This is a genomic window from Pseudomonas grandcourensis (assembly GCF_039909015.1).
In the GTDB taxonomy this organism is placed as follows: Bacteria; Pseudomonadota; Gammaproteobacteria; order Pseudomonadales; family Pseudomonadaceae; genus Aquipseudomonas; species Aquipseudomonas grandcourensis.
Map to the genome: position 1 here is coordinate 4253407 of NZ_CP150919.1, position 19610 is coordinate 4273016.

Below are 19610 nucleotides of genomic sequence, written 5' to 3' on the forward strand. Positions count from 1 at the left end.
ATAGATCCCTGTGGGAGCGAGCTTGCTCGCGATGAAGCCGGAACAGCCAACATCAATGTCGTCTGATACGCCGCCATCGCGAGCAAGCTCGCTCCCACAGGGGGATTACGGTACCTCCCGGTTTACTTGGCCCAGCGCCGCAGGTCCGACGGGGTATAGTCGTCGGTCTTGGCGGCGAAGCCCACGCGCATCGGTTCGGTCTCTTCGTTGGCCAGGCCGCCGGCGTAGTAGCGTCCGGAGATCAGGTCATAGGAGGTTTCCAGCACGTTGTAGGTGAAGCCGTGATCGTACTGCTGGATCGCGTGCAGTTCACCGCTGCGCCACAGTTCGCCGCGGCTGTCGTACTGGTCCGACTGGGCGATCTGCCAGCTGTCTTCATCCACATAGAAGCGGCGCTTGGCATAGATATGCCGCGCATCAGGCTTGAGGGTCGCTTCGACCACCCACACGCGGTGCTTCTCGTAACGAGCCAGGTCCTGGTTGACGTGGTTGGGCTTGATCACGGCGTCGTACTTGAGGTCGCGGCTGCCGATCTTGTAGCTGTTGTAAGGGATGAACAGCTCTTGCTTGCCCACCAGTTTCCAGTCGAAACGGTCCGGCGCGCCGTTGTAGCCGTCGATGTTGTCGGCGGTGATCAGGCCGTTGCTGTAACGGGCGCTGTTGTCGTAGGCGATCATCGGCGCACGACGCACGCGACGTTGTCCCGGCAGGTATTGCCAGGCCGAACGCGGTTCGGCGACCTGGTCGATCGGCTCGTGCACCAGCACCGCCTCGCCGGACAGACGCGCCGGTTCCAGCACCCGGCTCTTGAACATGAACAGGATGTTCGAGCCCGGTTCCAGTCCACCCACGGTGTCGGCAAAGTTGATCAACGACTGGTTGCGCACGTAGCTGGTGGCGCCGTTTTCGCGCACCAGCGCCGAGCTGCTGATGCGCTCGTAGCTGCCGCCACGGTAACGGGTCATGTGGTTCCACATCACCTCCAGGCCTTCGGTGGGCAACGGAAACGGAATGCCCCTGGCGTAGTCATGCAGGCCGTTGCCGCCGTCGGCCATGCTGGTTTTGGCGACGTTCTCACGACTGGCCGCCAGCACATCCTTGGGCAGGTTGGCGCTGCGATGGCTCGGGTAGATGTTCATCTTGTAGGTGTCGGGAAACCGCTTGAACAACGCGATTTGCCCAGGGCTGAGAAACTTTTCGTACTGCGCCACGTTCTTTGCCGTGACCGTGAACAAGGGTTTCTCGGCGGCAAACGGATCGCTGTAGCCACCCTTGCTGTCGACGGTACCGGCGTTGGCGGCAAGCCCTCCGGTCCAGGCCGGAATGCTGCCGTCGGCATTGGCTGCCATTTCCGAGCCCATGGGGGTCAGGGTCTTGCCCAGTGCCGCCGAATCGGTGCCTTTGGCCTGAGCCAGGCCGACGGTGCAGGCCAGGGCCAGCACGCACAATTGCATACGCATAACGGTTCTCCTTAGAAGTCTGCCTTGAAGCTGACGGATGCGAAGTCGCGGTCGTCGAGGGTGCTGTAGTCGTTGGAACCGAAGAACGCGTTGTAGGCCAGTTCAACGCTGTAATCGTTCATGTAGACGCCGGTCAGGCTCACGCCGAGGGCTTGCTGGCCTTCCTGGAACGGCCCTTGCGGATCGTAGGAATAGCCCTCGACGTCATGCCGCCAGTTGACGGCCGGAATCAGGTTGATGCCCGGCAACACATCGCTGTATTCGAGGCTGGCGCGCAGGCGATAACCCCACGACCAATCGGTGGCAAAGCCCTTGTCGGTGCAGTACTGGTTGGTCACACCTGAAGCCACGGTGTTGCACAGCGTGCCGTTGCGCGGGGCGCTGCGGCCGAACGCGGCGTTACGGCCCAGGCGCTCATCCCCGAGGTCTTCGATGTGCACGACCCCGGCTTCACCGAACAGGCTCAGGCGCGTGGCACCCAGCACGTTATCGATGGCCTGGGTGGCCGAACCGGTCAGTTGCCAGACACCCTTGCGCTCCCACGCATCGAACTGGCTGCCATTGGTGGTGCTGAAACCAGGCGGCAACTGCACCCAGGAACTGCCCCCGGGCCCGGAAATCACGGCGACGTTGACGTCGGGCGCGTTGATCGCGATCGGCATGTTCGGCCGATAGCTCAATTCACTGGCCAGGGAAATCCCGGTGACCGGCTCGACGCCGTTGAGGCTGATGCCGTACAGGTGAATGTTTTCCGGGAAAGCCGCCGCATAGCTCGGCCCCTGGATGCCACCGGGGAAGGTGCCGGGCAAGGCTGTGTTCCTGGCGTTAATGGTGAAATACGGCAACCGCGAGTGATAGTTGATGTAGTAGATCGCCGCTTCCGCATCGTTAAGTGCGGGGATCATCTGGCGCAGGGCGAAGCCGAACTGGCCATTGTCCGACGGCGACTCGTTGCCCCGGGACGTGGCGAACAATCCAGCGGCCTGCATCTGTTGATCGGTCTGTACCTGGCTCAGAAACAGCGGCCCGCAACCCGGCTGGATCACATCGCTGCTGGCGAAGAAAGTGCCACAACCGTCGAGTACGCTGGGGCGCCAGTTGTACTGGTAGAAACCTTCGAGGTTGGTGGTGTCGCTCAGGCCGAAGCTGAAGGAGACCATCTCCACCGGCAACTGGCCTTCCTTGATTTCCACGCCGGGACGGTTGAACGCCGAGATGTCCAGCGGGTTGATCACGTTGATGCCGTTCTGGATCAGCAGCGCCTCGCCCCAGGACAACACCTGGTTGCCGACCTTCACGCTCAACGGATGCTCGGCCACCTGGAAGTCTTTCCAGACGTAGGCATCGAGCACCTCGAAGCCCTTGAATTTGGCCAGGTCGTCCCAGCCCGAATCATCGAAATCCTTGAAGCGACCATTGCCGGTTTCATAGGCGTGGTCGTACCAGTATTTGAAGCGAATGAACGCGCCCTGGCCCTGGCCATCGAGACTGACATCGGTGAGGCCCTTGAAGAGTTGCGAGATGGGGTCGCCCTTCTCGAAGTTCAGCCGGTTGTCGTCGGCGCTGATGCTGGTGCCATTGGCGTTCACGCCCTGGGCCTGCAAGGCGTTGGCGCGGGTCATCAGGCTTTTGTCAGGGTTTTGCGTCGACCAGCTGCTGCCCAGGCTCAGGCTGGTCTTGGTCGACAGGCTCCAGTCTTCGTTGATGTCAAAAGTGGTGGCATAGGTCGGCCCCGTCAATACGGCAAGAATCGCCAGCGCAAGGGGTTGCGGGCGGGTATGGCCAAGCCGGTGAAGTCGTTGGCGGACTCCGGCTGTGGCCGAGCGTTTTTTTATCATTATTGGGCTCCGGTCAGGTTTGCTCAGCCCGGACACGGTGCCCAACTATCGGGCGCGACACGCAAGCGATGGCCGACAAAAAATAATCATCGGGGTGGCTGCGTGGCAGGCGATGAGTGTTTTGTGGGTGTACATATCCGTTGCTGCGGTAACGGCCACTTAGGGTTCCGCCCTTACGGCGGGTCACTTGGAAAAGCCCCAAGTAACCAAGGGCTCTTGCCCCTGACATTCGGCCTCACGAGGGGGCGTGTACCGCAACAGCATCCGAGGCGGCCTACCGGCCGGCCTGGTTTTTGGGGTCGTTCGTCTGTGAGGTACATGGTGGCTGGCAGGCCGTCATCGCGAGCAGGCTCGCTCCCACAATTGATCCGGGTATGTCTGCAAGAAACTGGTCGGCTGGCAGGTCGCCATCGCGAGCAAGTTCGCTCACACAGAAAAGCAAAGGCAGAGCAGCCCACACCACCGCGTCGCTCCTCACCACTCATCAGGCCGAGCGTTAGCTCGCCTGCAGCTCTTGATCTTGATCCACCCGCCCCCTCGGAAGGCTGAGTGGAGGTGTTCATCCGGGGATGGGCGCGCAGCGCCGTTCGACGCAGTCGAACACATTGCATGTAGGTCGAAGCGAAGCCGACCGGAGGGCAATGCCCCCGGATGAATACCGGAGCGAAGGAACGCCGAGCCTCAGCGAGGGGCCGGACGCAAGGGGCGAGACCTTTGGTTCCTTTGGGGCGTTTGCCAAAGGGACTCGCCGTAAGGGCGAAACCGCCAGCCGCCGTTACCGCAGCAACGGATATGTACACGGTCAACCAAAGACAGGTCAGCTACCAGGCCGCCTTCGCGAGCAGGCTCGCTCCCACAATTGGACCGGGTACATCTGGCGGAAATGTGTTAGCTGTCCAAACCCGCCCCCAAGGTTCAAGGCTGCAATGCCTGGGGCCCGGTGGACTGTTCTTTCGGCGGTCCCCCGGCGCCATCGAAGACGACTTTCTCGGCCACGAACTGCCAATCCTTATAGCTGGCCAGACCCTTGAAGTCCGACCACTGGCTGGGAAAGTTCTCTTGCTTGAGCGGCTTCTGTTCGGACGGGCAGTACACACCGCTGATCCGCCCGTTCAAATCGCGCATCAGTTCCCACTCGCCCCCCGTCATCGGCTCCGGGTACAACTGCCGCAGATGGTGCCTGGCCGTCGGGAAACGCTCGTCCTGCAACAGGTCCGTGAGTTCTTTCGGGTACTGGGCCATACCGGGCGAACTGCGGTAATAGCTGCGCAACGCCTGGGCATATTGCGTACCGGCCCAGAGCAACTGGATTTCGCGATCCCGGCGCGAAGCGGTGGCCCACAACTCGCCGGCACTGGCCAGGCCCATGCCCAGCACGACGATCAGAAACAGCACCCCAAGGTAAGTGAAGCCATCCTGGTTCGAAGGTTTACCACTCGGAATAAAGGCTGCCATCTCGCGCCCTCCCGCTGGCTCCACTCTTGATATCGGCGACCCCGCCCGCCACGCCATCCGGCGGCGCGACCATGACCCAGGTGTCCTTGCGCTCGGCAATCGGGTCCAGCGGCTGGTTGCGCAGGTAACGCAGTTCGACCAGTTGCTCGAGGGAGTCGGGATAACGCCCTGTGTCCCCGTAGTAGTGATCCAGTGCCTCGCGCATGGACGACAGGCTCTGGTGCAAGGTGGTCTCTTTGGAAGCTTCCAGGCTGCTGAAGTAGCGTGGCAAGGCGATCGTCATCAGGGTCGCGATGATCGCCATGACCACCATCAGTTCAATCAGGGTAAAACCCTTTTGCCGACGCATATGCTCACCACTCCCGGTAGGTGATGCCGTTGAGACCCTTGCCCCGGGCCTTGGAGTAGACGTCAAAGACGTCCTGGCCCTCGCGCGGGTTCTCGGCCGAACTGTCATAGGAGCGCAGGCCCCAGCCGCCCTCGTCGTCACGCTTGACGATGGCCAGCGGATCACGGGGGATGCGCCGCAGGAAGTAGAACTTGGCGCCCTTGGGGCTGCGCACGTCACGCACACCCTCGACCAGCACTTTCAGGTTTGGCGGGTAGCCGCTGCTGTCGAGCGTCTTCTCGATGTAGCCGGCGTCGAATGCTTGTTTGTAGGCGTCGATGGCATCGCGGATCTGGTACAGCGCGGTCCTCAGGTCCTGCTCCTTGCCCCGCCGCACCACCGTCTCGGTCAGCGGTGCGGCCATGCCGGCCAGCAGGCCGACCAGGGCCAGCGTCACCACGACTTCGATCAGGGTAAAACCGCGTTGCGGGGCGTTCATGATCAAGGCTTCCCGACAGTAACGGTGGTAGCGATCGGTGCGCTCATGGGATCGCTCACGGGAGCGGCCTGAACCGTCGTGCTCATTGAACGATCCGGTGACTGGATGTGCATGCTGGTTTCGGTGCCGGTCGAGAATTCCATGTCCGACGGGCTCTGGTACGGCAGGTTGCGCACGATCCGCGGGGTGATCGACAGCACCAGTTCGGATTTGCTGACGTCATCCTTGTTGCTGCCGAACAGGCGGCCCAGGCCGGGAATGTCGCCAAGGCCAGGGATCTTGTTACCGCTGGCGCCGTGGTCGTTACGCACCAGACCGGCGAGGATCTGGGTTTCGCCATCATGCAGACGCAATGTGGTCTGGGCGTTGCGGGTATCGACCTGGACCGGAATGGTGCCCTGAGCGGTCGGCGACAGCGGCGTGGCGTTACTGACTTCCAGCGCGATCTTGATCGCCACTTCGTTGTTCAGGTGCACGATGGGCTGCACTTCAAGCTTCAGACCGACGTCGAGGTAGGTCACGCTTTCGGTGATCACCGGGCCCTGAGTCGAAGGCACCGAAGTGGCGCTGATGATCGGCACGCGCTGACCGATGTGGATGCGCGCCTGTTCGCGGTTGCTCACCCGGATCACCGGGCTGGCCAGGGTGTTGATGTCTTTGTCCTGGGCATTGATCTTGGCCTGTGGCGATGGCGTGATGGAAATCCGGCTGGAATCGATGCCTTTGAGCTGGTCAAGAATCGACACCGCCGAGCCATCGCTGTTGATTACACCGAAGGTATTGGGCCATTGCAGGCCAAGGTCGAGAATGCGTTGGCGGGCGACTTCCATCACTTCCACTTCCAGCACCACTTCCGGATTGGACTGGTCCTGCGATTGCAGGAGCTTTTCCGCCATGCGCACTGCGTCACCGGTATCGCGCATGGTCAAGGTGTTGAGGCGTTCATCGACAAACACGTCGCGGGTCTTGAGCATGGTCTTGATCATGTTCAGCGCGGTGTTGGCATCGATGCTGGTCAGGTAGAAGGTGCGCATCACCAGCTCCTGGTAATCCTTGAGCTTCTGCGGCGAGTCGGGGTAGATCAGCACGGTGTTTTCATTCACCACTTTCTGATGCAACTGGTTCTGTTGCAGCAGCAGTTCCACGGCGTCTTCGATACGCACGTCACGCACGAAGATGGTGGCTTTCATGTCCGGACGCAGGTCCTTGTCGAAGATGAAGTTCAGGCCGGCGACCTGGGACAGCACTTCGAAAATGGTTTTGAGGTTGGCATCGCGAAATTCCAGGGTCACCGGCCGGTCCAGGCGTGTGCGCAATTGTGGGTACGGCACCACGTTGCGGCTCTGTACCAGGCGGATGTTGTCCTGCAGCTCCAGCGCCCCCTCGTTCTTCGGGTCCAGTTCGAGGATCTGTTTGACCTGGCGGTCGGCACCGTAGATGTCACCGCGACGCAGGTCGCCACGGGCCAGTTCGAGTTTCTCGTCCATAGTGCGCAGGTAGTCCAGCTGGTGCAGGGAGTCCTGGGCACGACGGTTGTTCGGCTCGATGGTCAAGACCCGGCCGTACGTCATGCGGGCCCCGGCGAAATTACGCTGGGCCCGGTCCATGTCGGCCTGGGCCAGCAGCGCCTTCACGGCAAGGGCCCGTCCGCTGTTGAGAGCCATGTGCAGTTCGGTATCGCGAGGATTTTCCCGCAATCCCTCTTCGATTCGCGCCAGACCGGCTTCGTACTGGCCCGATTCGATCAGGGCCGAAGCTTCATCCCTGGCGACCTGCGCGGTACTGCATGCGGCCAGCCCTGCGCAGAGACAAAGGCTCATCAACAAACGGGATTTGTTCATTCCGTACTCCCCACAGACAAGGTCTGCGCTAAATGCAGAGGCAGGTAGACCAGGCTCAGTTCCTTATCGGAAATCCGCACGATCCGCCAGGTTTCGTCGATGACATCCCCTTTGCGCACGACGTATATTTTTTCGCCGCTCTGCAGGAACACCTGCAGATCGGAACGGTCATCCAGTCTGCCGACAAACTGGAATGGCAACGGTGGTGCAGTGGGGACTTGCACCACAGGAGTAACGACTGCCTGTTGTTCAGCGACGGTGCCAGGGGCCGGCGCCGCTATCCAGCTGCGGGCGGCGAACAGGTCGCCTGCCGGGCTCAGGTCCTTGATCGGCGTTAGCGCCACGGCGCTCGATGCAGCCGTCGATGCGCCTGGGGTCTTGCCCTTGGCTGGCATAGCCACGGTGGCCACCGCAGGGTTGCTGTCGTCGGCCTGATTGAAGAGTTCGGGAAGCCAGGCGAGCGCTGCCGCTACACCGAAGAACGCCACCCAACCCACCACTCGTTTGGTATTCATCATGACCTCGACAGGTAAAGGGTCATGCGGATCCGCCCGGTCAGGTCGGTTTCGGCGATATTCTTGCGCGAAAGCTCCACATCCTCGAGCACCACCGCCGGCAACTGGCCGAGCAAGGCGTGCAGGAAACGCCGCAGTTGCGGGTAGCTGCCACGTACCGGCAGCAGAATCTGATAACGGGCCAGGTGGGTCTTGGGGTCCACACCCAGGGAGTATTCACCCCGGGACAAGGTGATGTGTTCCTGGGCGGCCAGGGCGTAGATCTTGTCGATGGCCACGGTGGCCTGGGGCTGGGACGGCAACTTGCTGCGGAAATCGTCGAGCTGGCGCTGCGGCACCACCGGCGCCGCCACTGTGCCGTCTTCGACCTTGGCCAGGTACTCGGTGGCTTCGCGGGTCTGCTGGCTGAGGCTTTGCAGTGATTCCCAGTCCGGCAGCAACCCCACCAGGCCATAGCTCAGCGCCAGCACCAGCATGGTCATCCCTGCCAGCCCCGGAACGCCCAGGCCTTGCAGGTATTCGTGGACGATCAGTTTATGGATTTGCATCGCCGATCTCCCAGGTAGCCGACAGGTTGAACTGCACCGGGTGTTCCGGCACGTTGGCGACAATTTCGTGGCTCAGCAGCGACACGTCGGACAGCTCGTCGCTGGCCTCGAGGCGGCGGTGGAAATCGAGCATGGCTTCCAGGTCCAGCGCCTCGGCGCTGATCCGCAGCTGGCCCTTGCGGGCGTCCGGGGTCAGGGTCAGCAGGGCGATGTTGTCCCGCGGCATGGCTTCGAGGGTGGCGAACAGACGCTCCCAAGGGCGGCGCAACTGTTGGGAGACCTTGCGCATTTCCGCCAGGTTCTGCGCCTGCTCGCGAATTTGCGCCGGGGTCAGGCTGAGCTTGCTGCCGGTATCGCCGGTGAGCACCCGCTGTGTGGTTTGCAGATGACCTTGCTGTTGGTCGGCCTCATTGCTCAGGTGCTGTTGCACCATGAGGCAAGTCAATGTCAGCACCACGCCACCGGCCAGCAGGCTCCAGCCCAAAGGGCCTGCACGGCGGCGCGGCTGAAAGTCGAGCATCAGGGGGCGCATGTCAGGCCACCGCCCGAGACATGACGTACAGGCTATCGCGTACGGCGGTCCGGTCTTCTTCGAGGGTGCGCAGATGCACACCGGGCACGTCAGGGTGCGAATCGATACGCGCCGGTGCATGCAGGTAGACATTCAACGGCCGTTCGCTGGTGCAAGCCTGCAACTGGTGTTCACGACCGATCAGCGCGGTCAGCGCGGCATCGCTGTCGCTGCTGCCCACCGAACGCACCGAGGTCCAGCGCCCTTCCCGGGCCAGCAGCAACACGCTGCGTACCGGTTCGGCGACCACGAACAGGAAGTCCCCGGCCTCAAAGCTTTTATCAAAATGGTTGAACGCCGCCATCAGGTACGGCTGCACCGAACGCAGGCGCAAACCGCGAGCACTGACCAGGGCGCGCAGGCGTTCGAGCAAGTCCTGTGGCAGCGCGGTGGCGATGCGGTCGTAACCGGCGGGTTCAGCCGAGAGCACCAGGCTCCAGGGCTGCGTCGGGGCACCGTAGAGGTCTTCGAAACACAGTTGGGCAAAGCCCTGCAATTCAGCCGGGCTGCTGATCTGCTCACTCCAGGGCACCAGGCAATAACGGCTGAAGTGCCCGGAGATCACCACGGTCAGTTCCGCCCTGGCAACGCTGTGTTCGGCGAGCAAACGGTCGAGGGTATCGAGGGCCACCGTCCAGGCCTGGAAGCCTTCGTCGATGTAGCCGACGCTGCCCAGCCAACGGGTTGCATTGCCTTGGCGTTGCCCCAGGCCAACACCGCTGGCGCCGAGCACGGCGACAAATTGCTCACGAGATAAAAGTGACACGATTGATCTCCTCGAGAGTCGTCCGGCCCTGTTCCACCATCTCCAGCGCCGACTCGCGCAACAGGCGCAAGCCACGCTTGCAGGCGTGCGCCTTGATTTTCGAAATGGGTTGGCGCTCGACGATCATTTGTCGCAATTCGTCGTCCAGGTGCAACAGCTCGGCAATCGCGCTACGCCCGCGATAACCGGTGCCCCGGCAATGCCCGCAGCCCTTGCCGTGGACGAACTGGTAGTGAGCGACATTTTGCGGATCCAGCCCCGAGACCTCCAGCTCTTCTTGCGTCGGGCTGTAAGGGCTGCTGCAACTGGTACAGACCAGGCGGATCAAACGCTGGGCCAGCACCGCATTGAGTGCCGAGACCAGGCTGTAGGGATCGATTTCCATCTGGGTAAAACGACCGATGACGTCGAACACGTTGTTGGCGTGAATGGTGGTGAACACCAGGTGACCGGTGAGCGCCGATTGCACGGCGATCTGTGCGGTGTCCGGGTCACGGATTTCACCGACCATGATCTTGTCCGGGTCATGGCGCAGGATCGAGCGCAGGCCCCGGGCGAAGGTCAGGCCTTTCTTCTCGTTGACGGGGATCTGCAGCACGCCCGGTAACTGGTACTCCACCGGGTCTTCAATGGTGATGATCTTGTCCACGCCGTGGTTGATCTCGGTGATCATCGCGTACAGGGTGGTGGTCTTGCCGCTACCGGTCGGCCCGGTCACCAGCACCATGCCGTAGGGTTCGGCAGCCAGCCGGCGCAGCTGGCGCAGGGTTTCTTCCTCAAAGCCCAGGGCCTGCAGTTGCACGCCGCAGACCTTGTCGGCCAGGTCCTGTTTGTCGAGGACCCGCAGCACCGCGTCTTCCCCGAAAATGCTCGGCATGATCGACACCCGGAAGTCGATCTGCCGGCCGCTGATACCGATCTTGAAGCGACCATCCTGAGGCACGCGTTTTTCGCCGATATCCAGTTCGGCCATGACCTTGACCCGGGAAATCACTTGCTCGGCGAATTCGTTGCCCTGGATCTTGCTGATGTTGTTGAGCACACCGTCGATCCGGTACTTGATCACCAGGCCGCTGCCGGTGGTGCCGAGGTGGATGTCACTGGCGTGCATTTTCAGCGCGTCGTACAGGGTCGAGTTGACCAGTTTGACCACGACGCTGGAGTCTTCGCTGATGCTGGTCAGGGACAGGCTTTGCAGGTTATCGATTTCGGCACCGGCGTCGCTCTGGGCGTTTAGCGACTCCACTGCATGGAAGCTTTCTTCGTGACGCGCCAGGTAGGCCTTCAGGTCATCGGCATGCACCAGGTACAGCGGCGCGCCTTGCAGGCATTCATCGATCCAGGCCAGGCGCGCACTGTCAAAGGGGTCGGCGAACACACCGATGACCGCATCGTTATGACGCAGCAGGATGAATTCGCGCTTGAGGCATTGGGCCAGGGTCACCCGGTCGAACACCGGGGTGGAATTGAACAGGCTGTCGGTGTCGAGCACCGGGTAGTGCAGGGTTACACCGAGGCATTGAATGAAAGGCATGGGAGCCAGTTCGCACAGCCCCCCGAGGGCGTCCAGCATCCGCTCGCCGGAACTGGTGGCCAGGGCTCGGGCCTGGGCCAGTTGTTCACTGCTGAAACGAGTCGGTGCACGTTCCGGTTGCGCCGGTTCTACGGCAAGGGATAGACGGTCCATGGCTTACTCTCCAACGCCCGGGGCTTTGGGCCCTGTCGGCGCGGCGAGCCATTTCGGCGGAAGCCGAAACGTCTTGTCGCGCCACTACTCCCCGGTAAGCAATTGTTCGTCGTCTGGCGCCTTGGAGGCCGATGTACTTTTTCGGCGATCTGCCAGCACCCAACTACCGTCGTACAACTGCAGCGGGAAACTCTCGGTCCTGCTCTGGCGTCGTTCGACGAAGCCTTCGGAAGTGCTCACTCCCGCTTTGGGTTCGCGTTGCCTGCCCAGAAGATCAAGCACTGCACGGGCCAATTCCGCCAATGGAAACGGTTTGAACAGGATATGGCTGACGCCCAGTTGCCGGGCCCGCTCGCAAACCTCTGCGGTTGGATGCCCTGTGATCAGCACGAAATGACACTTCCTGTTCTGGCGGACGGTATCGAGCAGCTGAAAGCCTTCCATATCGGGCAAGCGGTAATCGAACACCATCACATCGGGCGCGAAATCGTCAGCTTCAGCGATTCCTTGCGCACCGTCGTGGGCAATCCGGACTTCCAGTGCTTGCGCCTGCAGGTACCCCTGGAGGTTCTCCGCCAGCAACTGTTCGTCATCAACAACCAGTACTTTGTTTAACAAGGTGGACTCCTTGAAACCGCAGGTCCGGGTTTTGAACCTGACGGAGTGCGCGCCCTGACAGGGGTAACGCACACTTCATGCCAGGCTGGGCGCCGGTAATTTTAGGTCTTCATGTCCTTGAATTTAAAAAACAATGCCTTTTCGTACCGCAATTCCATCCCCCAAAAACGGGGAAAGCGACCGGATTGACATTGAATTTCTCCCCCCACTGTTGGGGAACCCCTATTGATCGTAAATCCCCTCGACTCGTTGCGCGAGCGCAATGGCGCCGATGCCCTCATTGCGGTTAAGCGTAGCCCCGCGGTTTCGCCAGTGGAAGCGTCTGCACCGGGCGCTACCTTGATCAGGATATGCCGGGTGGCATCGAGTTTCATGATCGACCTCCGGTCAGGGCGTTGCAGCAATGGGTTTATAGGGCGCGACCAGGTAGAAACGCTGGTCCGGCAGATCCACCGTGACGATATGGGCACCGCTCAAGCCCAGGCGCCGGCCCGGACCAAAGCTCATCAGTGGCGTCAGCCCGGTATCGAAGTCATGCAGGCCTTCCAGGGCACTGACCAACTTCTCGCGACTGGCATCGCGCCCGGCCTGCTTCATGCCTTCGCCGAGCAGCATCATCGAACTGAACGCGCCCACTTGCAGCACCGCGTGCTGGCCGCCGAGGCCCTGGTGTTCGCGCAACTGGGTCAAAGCCAGGCGCCCGGCCAGGGTCCAGTCACTGGGCACGAACGGAAAGGCCAGGAACACCCGCCGGGAAAATCCGCTGGGCACCTGCGTCAGATTGCCCGCCACCTGGTTCGAGGCGGCGAACAGGTAAGGCACCTGCCCCGCCGTTTGCAAGCGCTCGGCCAGATGACTGAAGCCGCTGCTGCTGCCCAGGTAGAACACCGAGCGCGACCCCAAGGGAAACTCATCACCGGCCGGGTCGTAGGTTTGCAGGCGCACCTTTTGCCAGGCGTGCCCCTGCAGGTACTTGCCGAGTTCCTGCGCCGCCAGCCGTTGACCGGGTTCGTCCGGGTAGGCGATCAGCGTCGGCCCCTGAAGCACCCGCAGGCTGGCCCTGGCGTAGTCGGCCAGGGCGATCAATTGCTCGCGAAGGCCCGGCAGCGGTTCGAATATCTGCGGGCTGGCGTGGGGCGCCCCCTGCAGGGACAGCGGCCCGATCAGGGGAATTCCGGCCTGTTCCAGACGCTCGGCGAAGCCCACGTCCAATGCCGGCGCCAGCGGTGCGATCAGGGCAAACACCTGCTCTTCATCGATCAACCGGTCCAGCGCCTTTTCGGCACTGGCGCGGTCGGCGCCGGGGTCGAGGATGGTCAGGCGCAACTGCCGGCCATGAATTCCGCCCGCCTCGTTGATGCGCGCCACGCAGCCGTTGAGCACCGCCGCCACCGTGACGCCCTCCTCGCCCAAGGGTCCGGAACCCGGCAACAACGTGCCCAGGTGCAGACTGTCGGGGGCCAGTCCCGGAACGCGGTCTTCGGCCAGGTGCTTGAGGTACGCCATGAGGTTGCGTTGATCGGTCATCGACAACACGAACCGTGGCATCGTCGGATCGAGCCGATTGTTGCCCGGGTCGCGACCCTCCTGTACCGCCCGTGCCAGGCTGCTTTCGCTGTAGGCCGGATAACTTCGCCCGTTGATGTGCTGCTGGCCCTGGCTGCTGGCCAGTCGCGACCAGCGCAGGTCCGGCGGTCGCACCTCGCCTTCGGCGCGCCCGAGGCCACCTTCGCCATGACAACTGGCGCACGGCAGGCGGGTGGCCGGCACCGGCATGCCCGCTGCGCCGACCCGGACCATGACCGGTTCGCCGCTGGCCGACACGCCTTCGTGATACAGCCGTTTACCGGCACTTTCGCTGAAGCTCAGCGGCTGTGCATGGGCGGTGAGCGCGATGCCGCCGAAGAGCAGCAGGCCAAGAACGAGGGCAATATTCATGGCCGTGGCTCAGCGACAGGCCGAGGGCATTGTCAGCAACTGCAAGCGCTGGGCAATGGCGGCGGCCGGGGCGGCGGGACGGATTTTGCTCCAGCACTTGTTCGCCACGTCACTGACTATCAACCGGGTGGAGTGTTGCGCGGGGGTCGGCACGATCTGGTCGATGTGGCCCCATACAAGGTCCATTTGCACCTTGTCGTCGATAAGAAAAAACCAGTGGGGCCCATCGATGCCCTGTTTCAAGGTGCAAGCCTTGAGTACCGCCGGCGTGTTGCGCAGCGGATCACTGGTAAGGGAGATTAAGGTGCTGCCGCTCTGGTCCTGCAAGGGTGTGTTGGTGAAGCAGGTTTTCCCGTCGATGGCGCTCATGGCTGATGCTCCATGGCGATGGCGGTGTGTTTGGCGTGGGCATTGCGTTCGCCCCTGAGCCTCTCGACGGCCCGGGCCAGTTCCGTCGGGTCGGTGAGACCGTAGTAGCGGGTCCAGGAACGGTTGTTGCCGTCCCCCACCAGAATCATCGGCGGGTGGTTCTCGAAGCCACCGCTATAGGCGCCCAGGCCCTTGAGGGTGGCATCGACCGACTGCGGCGAACCGGTCAGCCAGCTCCAGCCCGGCCCCTTCTGGAAGGTGCGGGCGTAGTCGCTCAGGCGTTGGGGATCATCACGCTGCGGGTCGATGCTGATCGACACCAGTTGCACCTCGGTGCCGACCCGCGCGCCCAACTGTTTTTGCACCCTGCCCATTATTGAGGACACCACCGGGCAGACCGTGGTGCAGTTGGTGTAGATGAACCCCATGACCACGATCTTGTTGCTCACCAGGTCTTTTTCCAGGCTGACGACCTTGCCGTCCTGGTCCAGCAGGGCCACGTCGGCAAACCTGATCCGGGCGGTCTCCGGGCTGGCGGTGCTGGCCGTCATGTCATGCCCTGTGTGCTCGTCCGCCGAGTGAGCCAGCGTCTGGTCGATACCGAAGGCCAACAGGCAGAACGTCAGCAGGCCGCGATGCGCGAATCGGTCCATGTCAGTTTCCTCTTGGTGGTGTATCGCCACTTCTCGACAAATCGACCGGAGCAATCCGCGTGCCACAAAAAAATACGTTATTAATCAGTTGGTTATAATCAAGACTTGATAGGTCGGGGGATATTCCCCACCCAATCCCCCCCCTTTCTCGCCGGGGCCACCATTCCCCACTATTGGGGAAAATTTCCCCGGGGGGTTCGATCACAGCGGCGAATCCGCGGGCAACCCCTGTAAACGCCGATACTGGTTCAGCACATTGGGCACATAACGCTGGGTCTCGGCGAACGGCGGGACCACGTTGCCCCGGCTGAGCACCGCTTGCGGGCCGGCGTTATAGGCCGCCACGGCGAGGCGGATATCGTTGTCGAACATCGTCATCAGGCGCTTGAGATAGCGGGCGCCGCCCTGGATGTTGGCCTTGGGGTCGTAGACATTGGTCACACCCATTTCGCGGGCGGTGGCGGGCATCAACTGCATCAGTCCGCGAGCGCCCTTGGGTGAGGTGGCGCGGGCGTTGTATCTCGATTCGGTCTTGATCACTGCGTGAATCAGCGCCGCCGGCAGTTCGTTGGCCATGGCCGCCGCCGCCACCAGATCGGCATAGGGTTGCGCGGCGATCATCTGTGGTTGCTGATCGAGGCTGACCACCGCCGCATCGGGCTCACGAATCACCCGTTCATAGTGGCGTCCGGGCCGGTGGACATTGGACAGGACGTAGCTGCCATTGGCGTCCACGGAAACAAAAACATCGGCCTGCGCGGTGCCGGCCAGCACAAGCAGACCCAGCAACCCGGTGGTGAGTGTTTTCATTGTTATACCTCCCCTTCCGGCCCCGAAAATTGGGGGTATTGCCCCAATGGCCAGTCGTGCAGCAGCCATACGCAAGCACTGTGCCGTAAGCGAGAAGGCCCGTAGTACAGGGGGTGCGCAAGGGTCGGCAATCGTGAGCATGGCAATTGCATGCTGCTACATAGCAACGACATAGCAACTACATGGCAACTCTGCTGCCGACTCTTATGAGGTCATCATGAATCAGCGACTGTGTTATGCCCGGCGACCCCAAAGCGGGTTCACCTTGCTCGAACTGTTGGTGGTGCTGGTGGTACTGGGGCTGCTGGCCGGCATCGTGGCGCCGAAGTATTTCGCCCAACTGGGCCGTTCCGAAGTGAAAGTGGCCAAGGCGCAAATAGAAGGCTTGAGCAAAGCCCTGGACCTTTACCGCCTGGAGGTCGGCCATTACCCGTCCACCGAACAAGGCTTGCAGGCGCTGGTCACCGCCCCTGCCGACGAACCGCGCTGGACCGGCCCGTACTTGCAGAAAAAACTCCCGCAAGACCCCTGGGGCCACAACTACGCCTATCGCTATCCCGGTGAAAACAGCGAGTACGACCTGTTGTCCATGGGCAAGGACGGGCAGCCCGGTGGCGAAGGCGAGAACGCCGAAGTCACCAACTGGAACTGACGGAAATGGCGACCATACGTTTTCATCTCAAGGCCGTTGGCAAGGCCGGTGTCGTCTCGATGACCGTCGAGGCACCGGGGCACAGCGAAGCCAGGCGCATCGCCGAAGACCAGGGCCTGCGGGTAGTCAGCCTGCATGCCGAGCGCCATTGGCGCGCGTTGCGCCTGCACAGGCGCGAGACGTTCAACCTGGTGTTGTTCAGCCAGGAACTGACCACCCTGCTCAACGCCGGCCTGCCGTTGATCGATGCGCTGGAAAGCCTGGCGGAAAAGGAAAGCGCGCCACAGGCCCGCAAAACCTTGAACGAGCTGGTCCGCCTGCTTTACGAGGGCAAATCGTTTTCCCAGGCCTTGAGCCAGCTGTCAGCCGTGTTCCCCCCGCTGTACGTGGCGCTGGTCCAGTCCAGTGAAAAGACCGGCGCCGTGGGCGAAGCCCTGGGCCGCTATGTCAGCTATCGCCAGCGCATGGATGAGGTTCGCCAGAAGATCATCAGCGCGTCGATCTACCCCTTGCTGTTGCTGGTGGTGGGCGGTGGTGTGGTGTTGTTTCTGATGGGGTATGTCGTACCGCGCTTCAGCCTGGTGTTTGAAGGGCTGGGGTCGAACCTGCCGTGGATGTCGCAGATCCTGATGAGCAGCGGCATGTTCCTGCACACCCACCAGGGCGAATTCTTCGGGGGATTGCTGGCCATCATCGTCACCCTCACCCTGCTCCAGCGCCAGCCGGCCTTTCGTCGGGGGCTGGACCGCCTGATCGAAAAACTCCCTGCGGTGCACCAGCGCATCTTCATGTATGAACTGGCGCGCTTCTACCGTTCGCTGGGGATTCTGCTGCAAGGCGGCATCCCCCTGGTCACCGCCATGGGCATGGTCCGTGGCCTGCTCACCGTCGCCTCCCGCACGCGCCTGGACCTGGCCTGCGACCGGGTGCGCGAGGGGCAATCACTCTCTGCCGCGCTGGAACTCAATCATCTGGTGACCCCCGTGTCCCTGCGCCTGCTGCGTGCCGGCGAACAGTCCGGCAACCTCGGGCAGATGATGGAGCGCAGCGCCGACTTCTACGACGAAGAAATCAGCCGCTGGATCGAATGGTTCGTGCGGCTGTTCGAACCCTTGCTCATGACCTTCATCGGCCTGTTGATCGGGGTGATCGTGATCCTGATGTACATCCCGATTTTCGAGTTGGCCTCAAGCATTCACTGACCCTTTGGAGCTGCCCCTTTAGAAGCGAGCCCGACTGTACGTCGCTTTTTCAACGTTCCAGCCGAATAAATCGGTTCGCTGAACTGTTCATCAAGTTCCCACGGGAAAAAAAAGCAGCACATTGCAAAGTTCATCAACGTTCCAATCTGAATAAAAAGACGGAGAACGACATGCTCATCAATAAGCTTTTACTGGCAGTAGCTATTGGCGCGGTTCTGTCGGCGTCTACCGTATTGATTCCGGACAGCCTGTCCGGAGTTTCCAGTGCTCAGGCCAAGGATGGGGGTAGTGGCGGCGGCGGTGGTGGTGGCGGAAGTGGCGGTGGTGGCGGCGGCGGCAGCGGCGGAGGTGGTGGCAGCGGCGGTGGCGGCGGCGGTGGTAGCGGTGGTGGCGGCGGCAGTGGAGGCGGCAGTGGAGGCGGCAGCGGCGGTGGCGGCAGTGGTGGCAACAGCGGCAGCGGCCATAGTGGCGACCATGGCAGCAACAGCGGCCATGGCAGTGCCAACAGCGGCTCGAGTCATTCCGGAACGGCCTCGTCCTCAGGACGCAGCGGCACCCATGATGAACCCGGGGATGATCGTGGCGTCCACGCCAATGGAGAGCCCGGCGATGACCGTGGCGTCCATGCCAATGGCGAACCCGGCGATGACCGTGGCGTCCATGCCAATGGCGAGCCGGGCGATGACCGCGGTGTCCATGCCAATGGCGAGCCCGGGGATGACCGTGGTGTCCATGCCGAGCCCGGTGATGACAAAAGGAGCTGATTTACGCTGATTCCCATACAACACAAAACCCTGTGGGAGCGGGCTTGCTCGCTCCCACAGGTTCGTTTGAGTCGGGCACTCCGCGTTTCTACAAGCCACCTTCAACCCGATCCAGCCGCTCGCGCAAGAACTCAACCAGCGCCTGCACCGGCCGCGAACTTTGCCGGTGTTGCGGATAGACCGCCGACAACGTCAGCGGCTCGGGGCGCAAATCCTCCAGCACCTCCACCAGCCGCCCATCCTTCAACGCCGAGCCGACGATGAACGTCGGTAAATACGTAATCCCCAGCCCGGCGATCGCCGCATCCTTGAGTAACTCACCGTTGTTGACCCGCATCCGCCCGCTGACATTGACGCTCAATGGCTTGCCCTGCCCCGCAAACCGCCATTGCACCTGTCGACCATGGCCGTACGGCAGGCAGTCGTGACCGTGCAAGTCTTCAGGCTTGAGCGGCGTGCCGCGTTCGTTGAGGTACGCGGGGCTTGCGCAGTACACCCGTTCAATGGAGGCAATGCGTCGGGCGATCAGTGTCGAGTCTTCCAGTGTGCCGATGCGCAGCGCCAGGTCGTAGCCCTCACCGAGCAAATCCACGGGCCGATCGCTCAAATCCATCTCCACCGTCACGTCGCGATAGCGCTGCAAAAACACCGGCAACAGGCAACCCAGATGCGCCAGTGCGAACGACAGCGGCGCACTCACACGAATGGTCCCCCGTGGCTCGGTGGTCTGGCCGGCGATGCCCTGCTCCACTTGTTCGACTTCGCTGAGCAGGCGCAAGGCTGACTCGTAATAGCTCTGCCCCAGCGGTGTGACGTCCAGGCGCCGGGTCGAGCGATTGAGCAAGCGCACGCCCAGGCGCTCTTCGAGTTGCATCAAGCGGCGGCTGACAAACTGCTTGGACAGCCCCAGTTGATCGGCGGCCGCCGTGAAGCTGCCGGAGTCCATGACCTGGCAAAAAATACGCATATCTTCGAAGGGGTTCATTGTCACTTCCAGGTTGACAGTTAAACACTTTATAGCCGCTTTTTCCCTTTCAGGCATCCTATTAATCTGTGTTCACGGTGTTGCTCAAGCCTGAATCACAGGGCCGGCAGC

20 protein-coding genes and 1 pseudogene are annotated in these 19610 nt (G+C 62.0%); 3 read left to right on the forward strand and 18 right to left on the reverse strand.

All coding sequences use genetic code 11. The features are described from left to right. Window positions 1-122: 122 nt before the first annotated feature. From AABM52_RS18945 to AABM52_RS19025, 17 genes and pseudogenes are all read right to left on the reverse strand, one after another. A complete protein-coding gene (locus AABM52_RS18945) occupies window positions 123-1460 on the reverse strand; it encodes a DUF1329 domain-containing protein (RefSeq protein ID WP_347907450.1) in 1338 nt (445 codons plus the stop codon). Between the two features lie 11 nt (window positions 1461-1471). Beyond that, a complete protein-coding gene (locus AABM52_RS18950) occupies window positions 1472-3298 on the reverse strand; it encodes a DUF1302 domain-containing protein (protein WP_347907451.1) in 1827 nt (608 codons plus the stop codon). 915 nt (window positions 3299-4213) lie between these two features. Beyond that, a complete protein-coding gene (locus AABM52_RS18955) occupies window positions 4214-4753 on the reverse strand; it encodes a type II secretion system protein (protein ID WP_347907452.1) in 540 nt (179 codons plus the stop codon). Then, entirely contained in the window at window positions 4728-5102 is a 375-nt protein-coding gene (locus AABM52_RS18960; RefSeq protein ID WP_347907453.1) for a type II secretion system protein, read from the reverse strand. Before AABM52_RS18960 ends, AABM52_RS18955 begins: the two co-directional genes overlap by 26 nt. A 4-nt stretch (window positions 5103-5106) precedes the next feature. Then, window positions 5107-5580, reverse strand: coding sequence for a type II secretion system protein (locus tag AABM52_RS18965; RefSeq protein ID WP_347907454.1), 474 nt, complete (start codon window positions 5578-5580; stop codon window positions 5107-5109). Window positions 5581-5582: 2 nt separating this feature from the next. Next, entirely contained in the window at window positions 5583-7421 is a 1839-nt protein-coding gene (locus AABM52_RS18970; RefSeq protein ID WP_347907455.1) for a secretin N-terminal domain-containing protein, read from the reverse strand. After that, window positions 7418-7936 carry a hypothetical protein gene (locus AABM52_RS18975; protein WP_347907456.1) on the reverse strand — a complete coding sequence of 173 codons (519 nt, stop codon included), beginning with the start codon at window positions 7934-7936 and terminating at the stop codon, window positions 7418-7420. Before AABM52_RS18975 ends, AABM52_RS18970 begins: the two co-directional genes overlap by 4 nt. Next, window positions 7936-8484: a pilus assembly protein PilO gene (locus AABM52_RS18980; protein ID WP_347907457.1), complete on the reverse strand. Its 549-nt coding sequence runs from the start codon at window positions 8482-8484 to the stop codon at window positions 7936-7938. Before AABM52_RS18980 ends, AABM52_RS18975 begins: the two co-directional genes overlap by 1 nt. Continuing rightward, window positions 8471-9016: a PilN domain-containing protein gene (locus AABM52_RS18985; RefSeq protein WP_347907458.1), complete on the reverse strand. Its 546-nt coding sequence runs from the start codon at window positions 9014-9016 to the stop codon at window positions 8471-8473. The genes AABM52_RS18980 and AABM52_RS18985 overlap by 14 nt, the downstream gene beginning before the upstream one ends. Window position 9017: 1 nt before the next feature. After that, window positions 9018-9821 carry a hypothetical protein gene (locus AABM52_RS18990; RefSeq protein ID WP_347907459.1) on the reverse strand — a complete coding sequence of 268 codons (804 nt, stop codon included), beginning with the start codon at window positions 9819-9821 and terminating at the stop codon, window positions 9018-9020. Continuing rightward, window positions 9802-11508 (reverse strand): GspE/PulE family protein, encoded by a 1707-nt coding sequence (locus AABM52_RS18995; RefSeq protein WP_347907460.1) that lies wholly within the window; start codon window positions 11506-11508, stop codon window positions 9802-9804. Before AABM52_RS18995 ends, AABM52_RS18990 begins: the two co-directional genes overlap by 20 nt. A gap of 84 nt (window positions 11509-11592) precedes the next feature. Next, on the reverse strand, window positions 11593-12126 hold the full coding sequence (locus AABM52_RS19000) for a response regulator (RefSeq protein ID WP_347907461.1): 534 nt from the start codon (window positions 12124-12126) through the stop codon (window positions 11593-11595). Window positions 12127-12227: 101 nt separating this feature from the next. Continuing rightward, window positions 12228-12500, reverse strand: a complete 273-nt coding sequence (locus AABM52_RS19005) for a hypothetical protein (protein WP_347907462.1) — start codon at window positions 12498-12500, stop codon at window positions 12228-12230. 13 nt (window positions 12501-12513) lie between these two features. Further along, window positions 12514-14064, reverse strand: a complete 1551-nt coding sequence (locus AABM52_RS19010; RefSeq protein ID WP_347907463.1) for an ABC transporter substrate-binding protein — start codon at window positions 14062-14064, stop codon at window positions 12514-12516. A 9-nt stretch (window positions 14065-14073) separates the two neighbouring features. Continuing rightward, window positions 14074-14421: pseudogene (locus AABM52_RS19015) on the reverse strand (hypothetical protein); the annotation flags it as partial. Window positions 14422-14429: 8 nt separating this feature from the next. After that, window positions 14430-15086, reverse strand: a complete 657-nt coding sequence (locus AABM52_RS19020) for an SCO family protein (RefSeq protein WP_347907464.1) — start codon at window positions 15084-15086, stop codon at window positions 14430-14432. A gap of 201 nt (window positions 15087-15287) precedes the next feature. Further along, window positions 15288-15896 carry a lytic transglycosylase domain-containing protein gene (locus AABM52_RS19025; RefSeq protein WP_347907465.1) on the reverse strand — a complete coding sequence of 203 codons (609 nt, stop codon included), beginning with the start codon at window positions 15894-15896 and terminating at the stop codon, window positions 15288-15290. A gap of 217 nt (window positions 15897-16113) precedes the next feature. Between AABM52_RS19025 and gspG the strand changes: the two genes are divergently transcribed. From gspG to AABM52_RS19040, 3 genes are all read left to right on the forward strand, one after another. Continuing rightward, a complete protein-coding gene (gene gspG / locus AABM52_RS19030) occupies window positions 16114-16548 on the forward strand; it encodes a type II secretion system major pseudopilin GspG (RefSeq protein WP_347907467.1) in 435 nt (144 codons plus the stop codon). A gap of 14 nt (window positions 16549-16562) precedes the next feature. Next, window positions 16563-17750 (forward strand): type II secretion system F family protein, encoded by a 1188-nt coding sequence (locus tag AABM52_RS19035; RefSeq protein ID WP_347912655.1) that lies wholly within the window; start codon window positions 16563-16565, stop codon window positions 17748-17750. Between the two features lie 170 nt (window positions 17751-17920). Beyond that, entirely contained in the window at window positions 17921-18514 is a 594-nt protein-coding gene (locus tag AABM52_RS19040) for a hypothetical protein (RefSeq protein ID WP_347907469.1), read from the forward strand. Window positions 18515-18602: 88 nt separating this feature from the next. On the opposite strand, the gene AABM52_RS19045 is transcribed toward AABM52_RS19040, so the two are convergent. Beyond that, entirely contained in the window at window positions 18603-19499 is an 897-nt protein-coding gene (locus tag AABM52_RS19045; RefSeq protein WP_347907471.1) for a LysR family transcriptional regulator, read from the reverse strand. Between the last annotated feature and the right edge of the window lie 111 nt (window positions 19500-19610).

Excerpts from the sequence above, each read along its gene's own strand:
- AABM52_RS18960 (WP_347907453.1), bottom strand. The coding sequence starts at position 5,102 with ATGCGTCGGCAAAAGGGTTTTACCCTGATTGAACTGATGGTGGTCATG.
- AABM52_RS18950 (WP_347907451.1), bottom strand. The coding sequence starts at position 3,298 with ATGATAAAAAAACGCTCGGCCACAGCCGGAGTCCGCCAACGACTTCAC.
- gspG (WP_347907467.1), top strand. The coding sequence starts at position 16,114 with ATGAATCAGCGACTGTGTTATGCCCGGCGACCCCAAAGCGGGTTCACC.
- AABM52_RS18985 (WP_347907458.1), bottom strand. The coding sequence starts at position 9,016 with ATGCGCCCCCTGATGCTCGACTTTCAGCCGCGCCGCCGTGCAGGCCCT.
- AABM52_RS18975 (WP_347907456.1), bottom strand. The coding sequence starts at position 7,936 with ATGAATACCAAACGAGTGGTGGGTTGGGTGGCGTTCTTCGGTGTAGCG.
- AABM52_RS18995 (WP_347907460.1), bottom strand. The coding sequence starts at position 11,508 with ATGGACCGTCTATCCCTTGCCGTAGAACCGGCGCAACCGGAACGTGCA.
- AABM52_RS19020 (WP_347907464.1), bottom strand. The coding sequence starts at position 15,086 with ATGGACCGATTCGCGCATCGCGGCCTGCTGACGTTCTGCCTGTTGGCC.
- AABM52_RS19005 (WP_347907462.1), bottom strand. The coding sequence starts at position 12,500 with ATGAAACTCGATGCCACCCGGCATATCCTGATCAAGGTAGCGCCCGGT.
- AABM52_RS19045 (WP_347907471.1), bottom strand. The coding sequence starts at position 19,499 with ATGAACCCCTTCGAAGATATGCGTATTTTTTGCCAGGTCATGGACTCC.
- AABM52_RS18965 (WP_347907454.1), bottom strand. The coding sequence starts at position 5,580 with ATGAACGCCCCGCAACGCGGTTTTACCCTGATCGAAGTCGTGGTGACG.
- AABM52_RS18970 (WP_347907455.1), bottom strand. The coding sequence starts at position 7,421 with ATGAACAAATCCCGTTTGTTGATGAGCCTTTGTCTCTGCGCAGGGCTG.
- AABM52_RS19040 (WP_347907469.1), top strand. The coding sequence starts at position 17,921 with ATGCTCATCAATAAGCTTTTACTGGCAGTAGCTATTGGCGCGGTTCTG.
- AABM52_RS18955 (WP_347907452.1), bottom strand. The coding sequence starts at position 4,753 with ATGGCAGCCTTTATTCCGAGTGGTAAACCTTCGAACCAGGATGGCTTC.
- AABM52_RS19025 (WP_347907465.1), bottom strand. The coding sequence starts at position 15,896 with ATGAAAACACTCACCACCGGGTTGCTGGGTCTGCTTGTGCTGGCCGGC.
- AABM52_RS18980 (WP_347907457.1), bottom strand. The coding sequence starts at position 8,484 with ATGCAAATCCATAAACTGATCGTCCACGAATACCTGCAAGGCCTGGGC.
- AABM52_RS18945 (WP_347907450.1), bottom strand. The coding sequence starts at position 1,460 with ATGCGTATGCAATTGTGCGTGCTGGCCCTGGCCTGCACCGTCGGCCTG.
- AABM52_RS19010 (WP_347907463.1), bottom strand. The coding sequence starts at position 14,064 with ATGAATATTGCCCTCGTTCTTGGCCTGCTGCTCTTCGGCGGCATCGCG.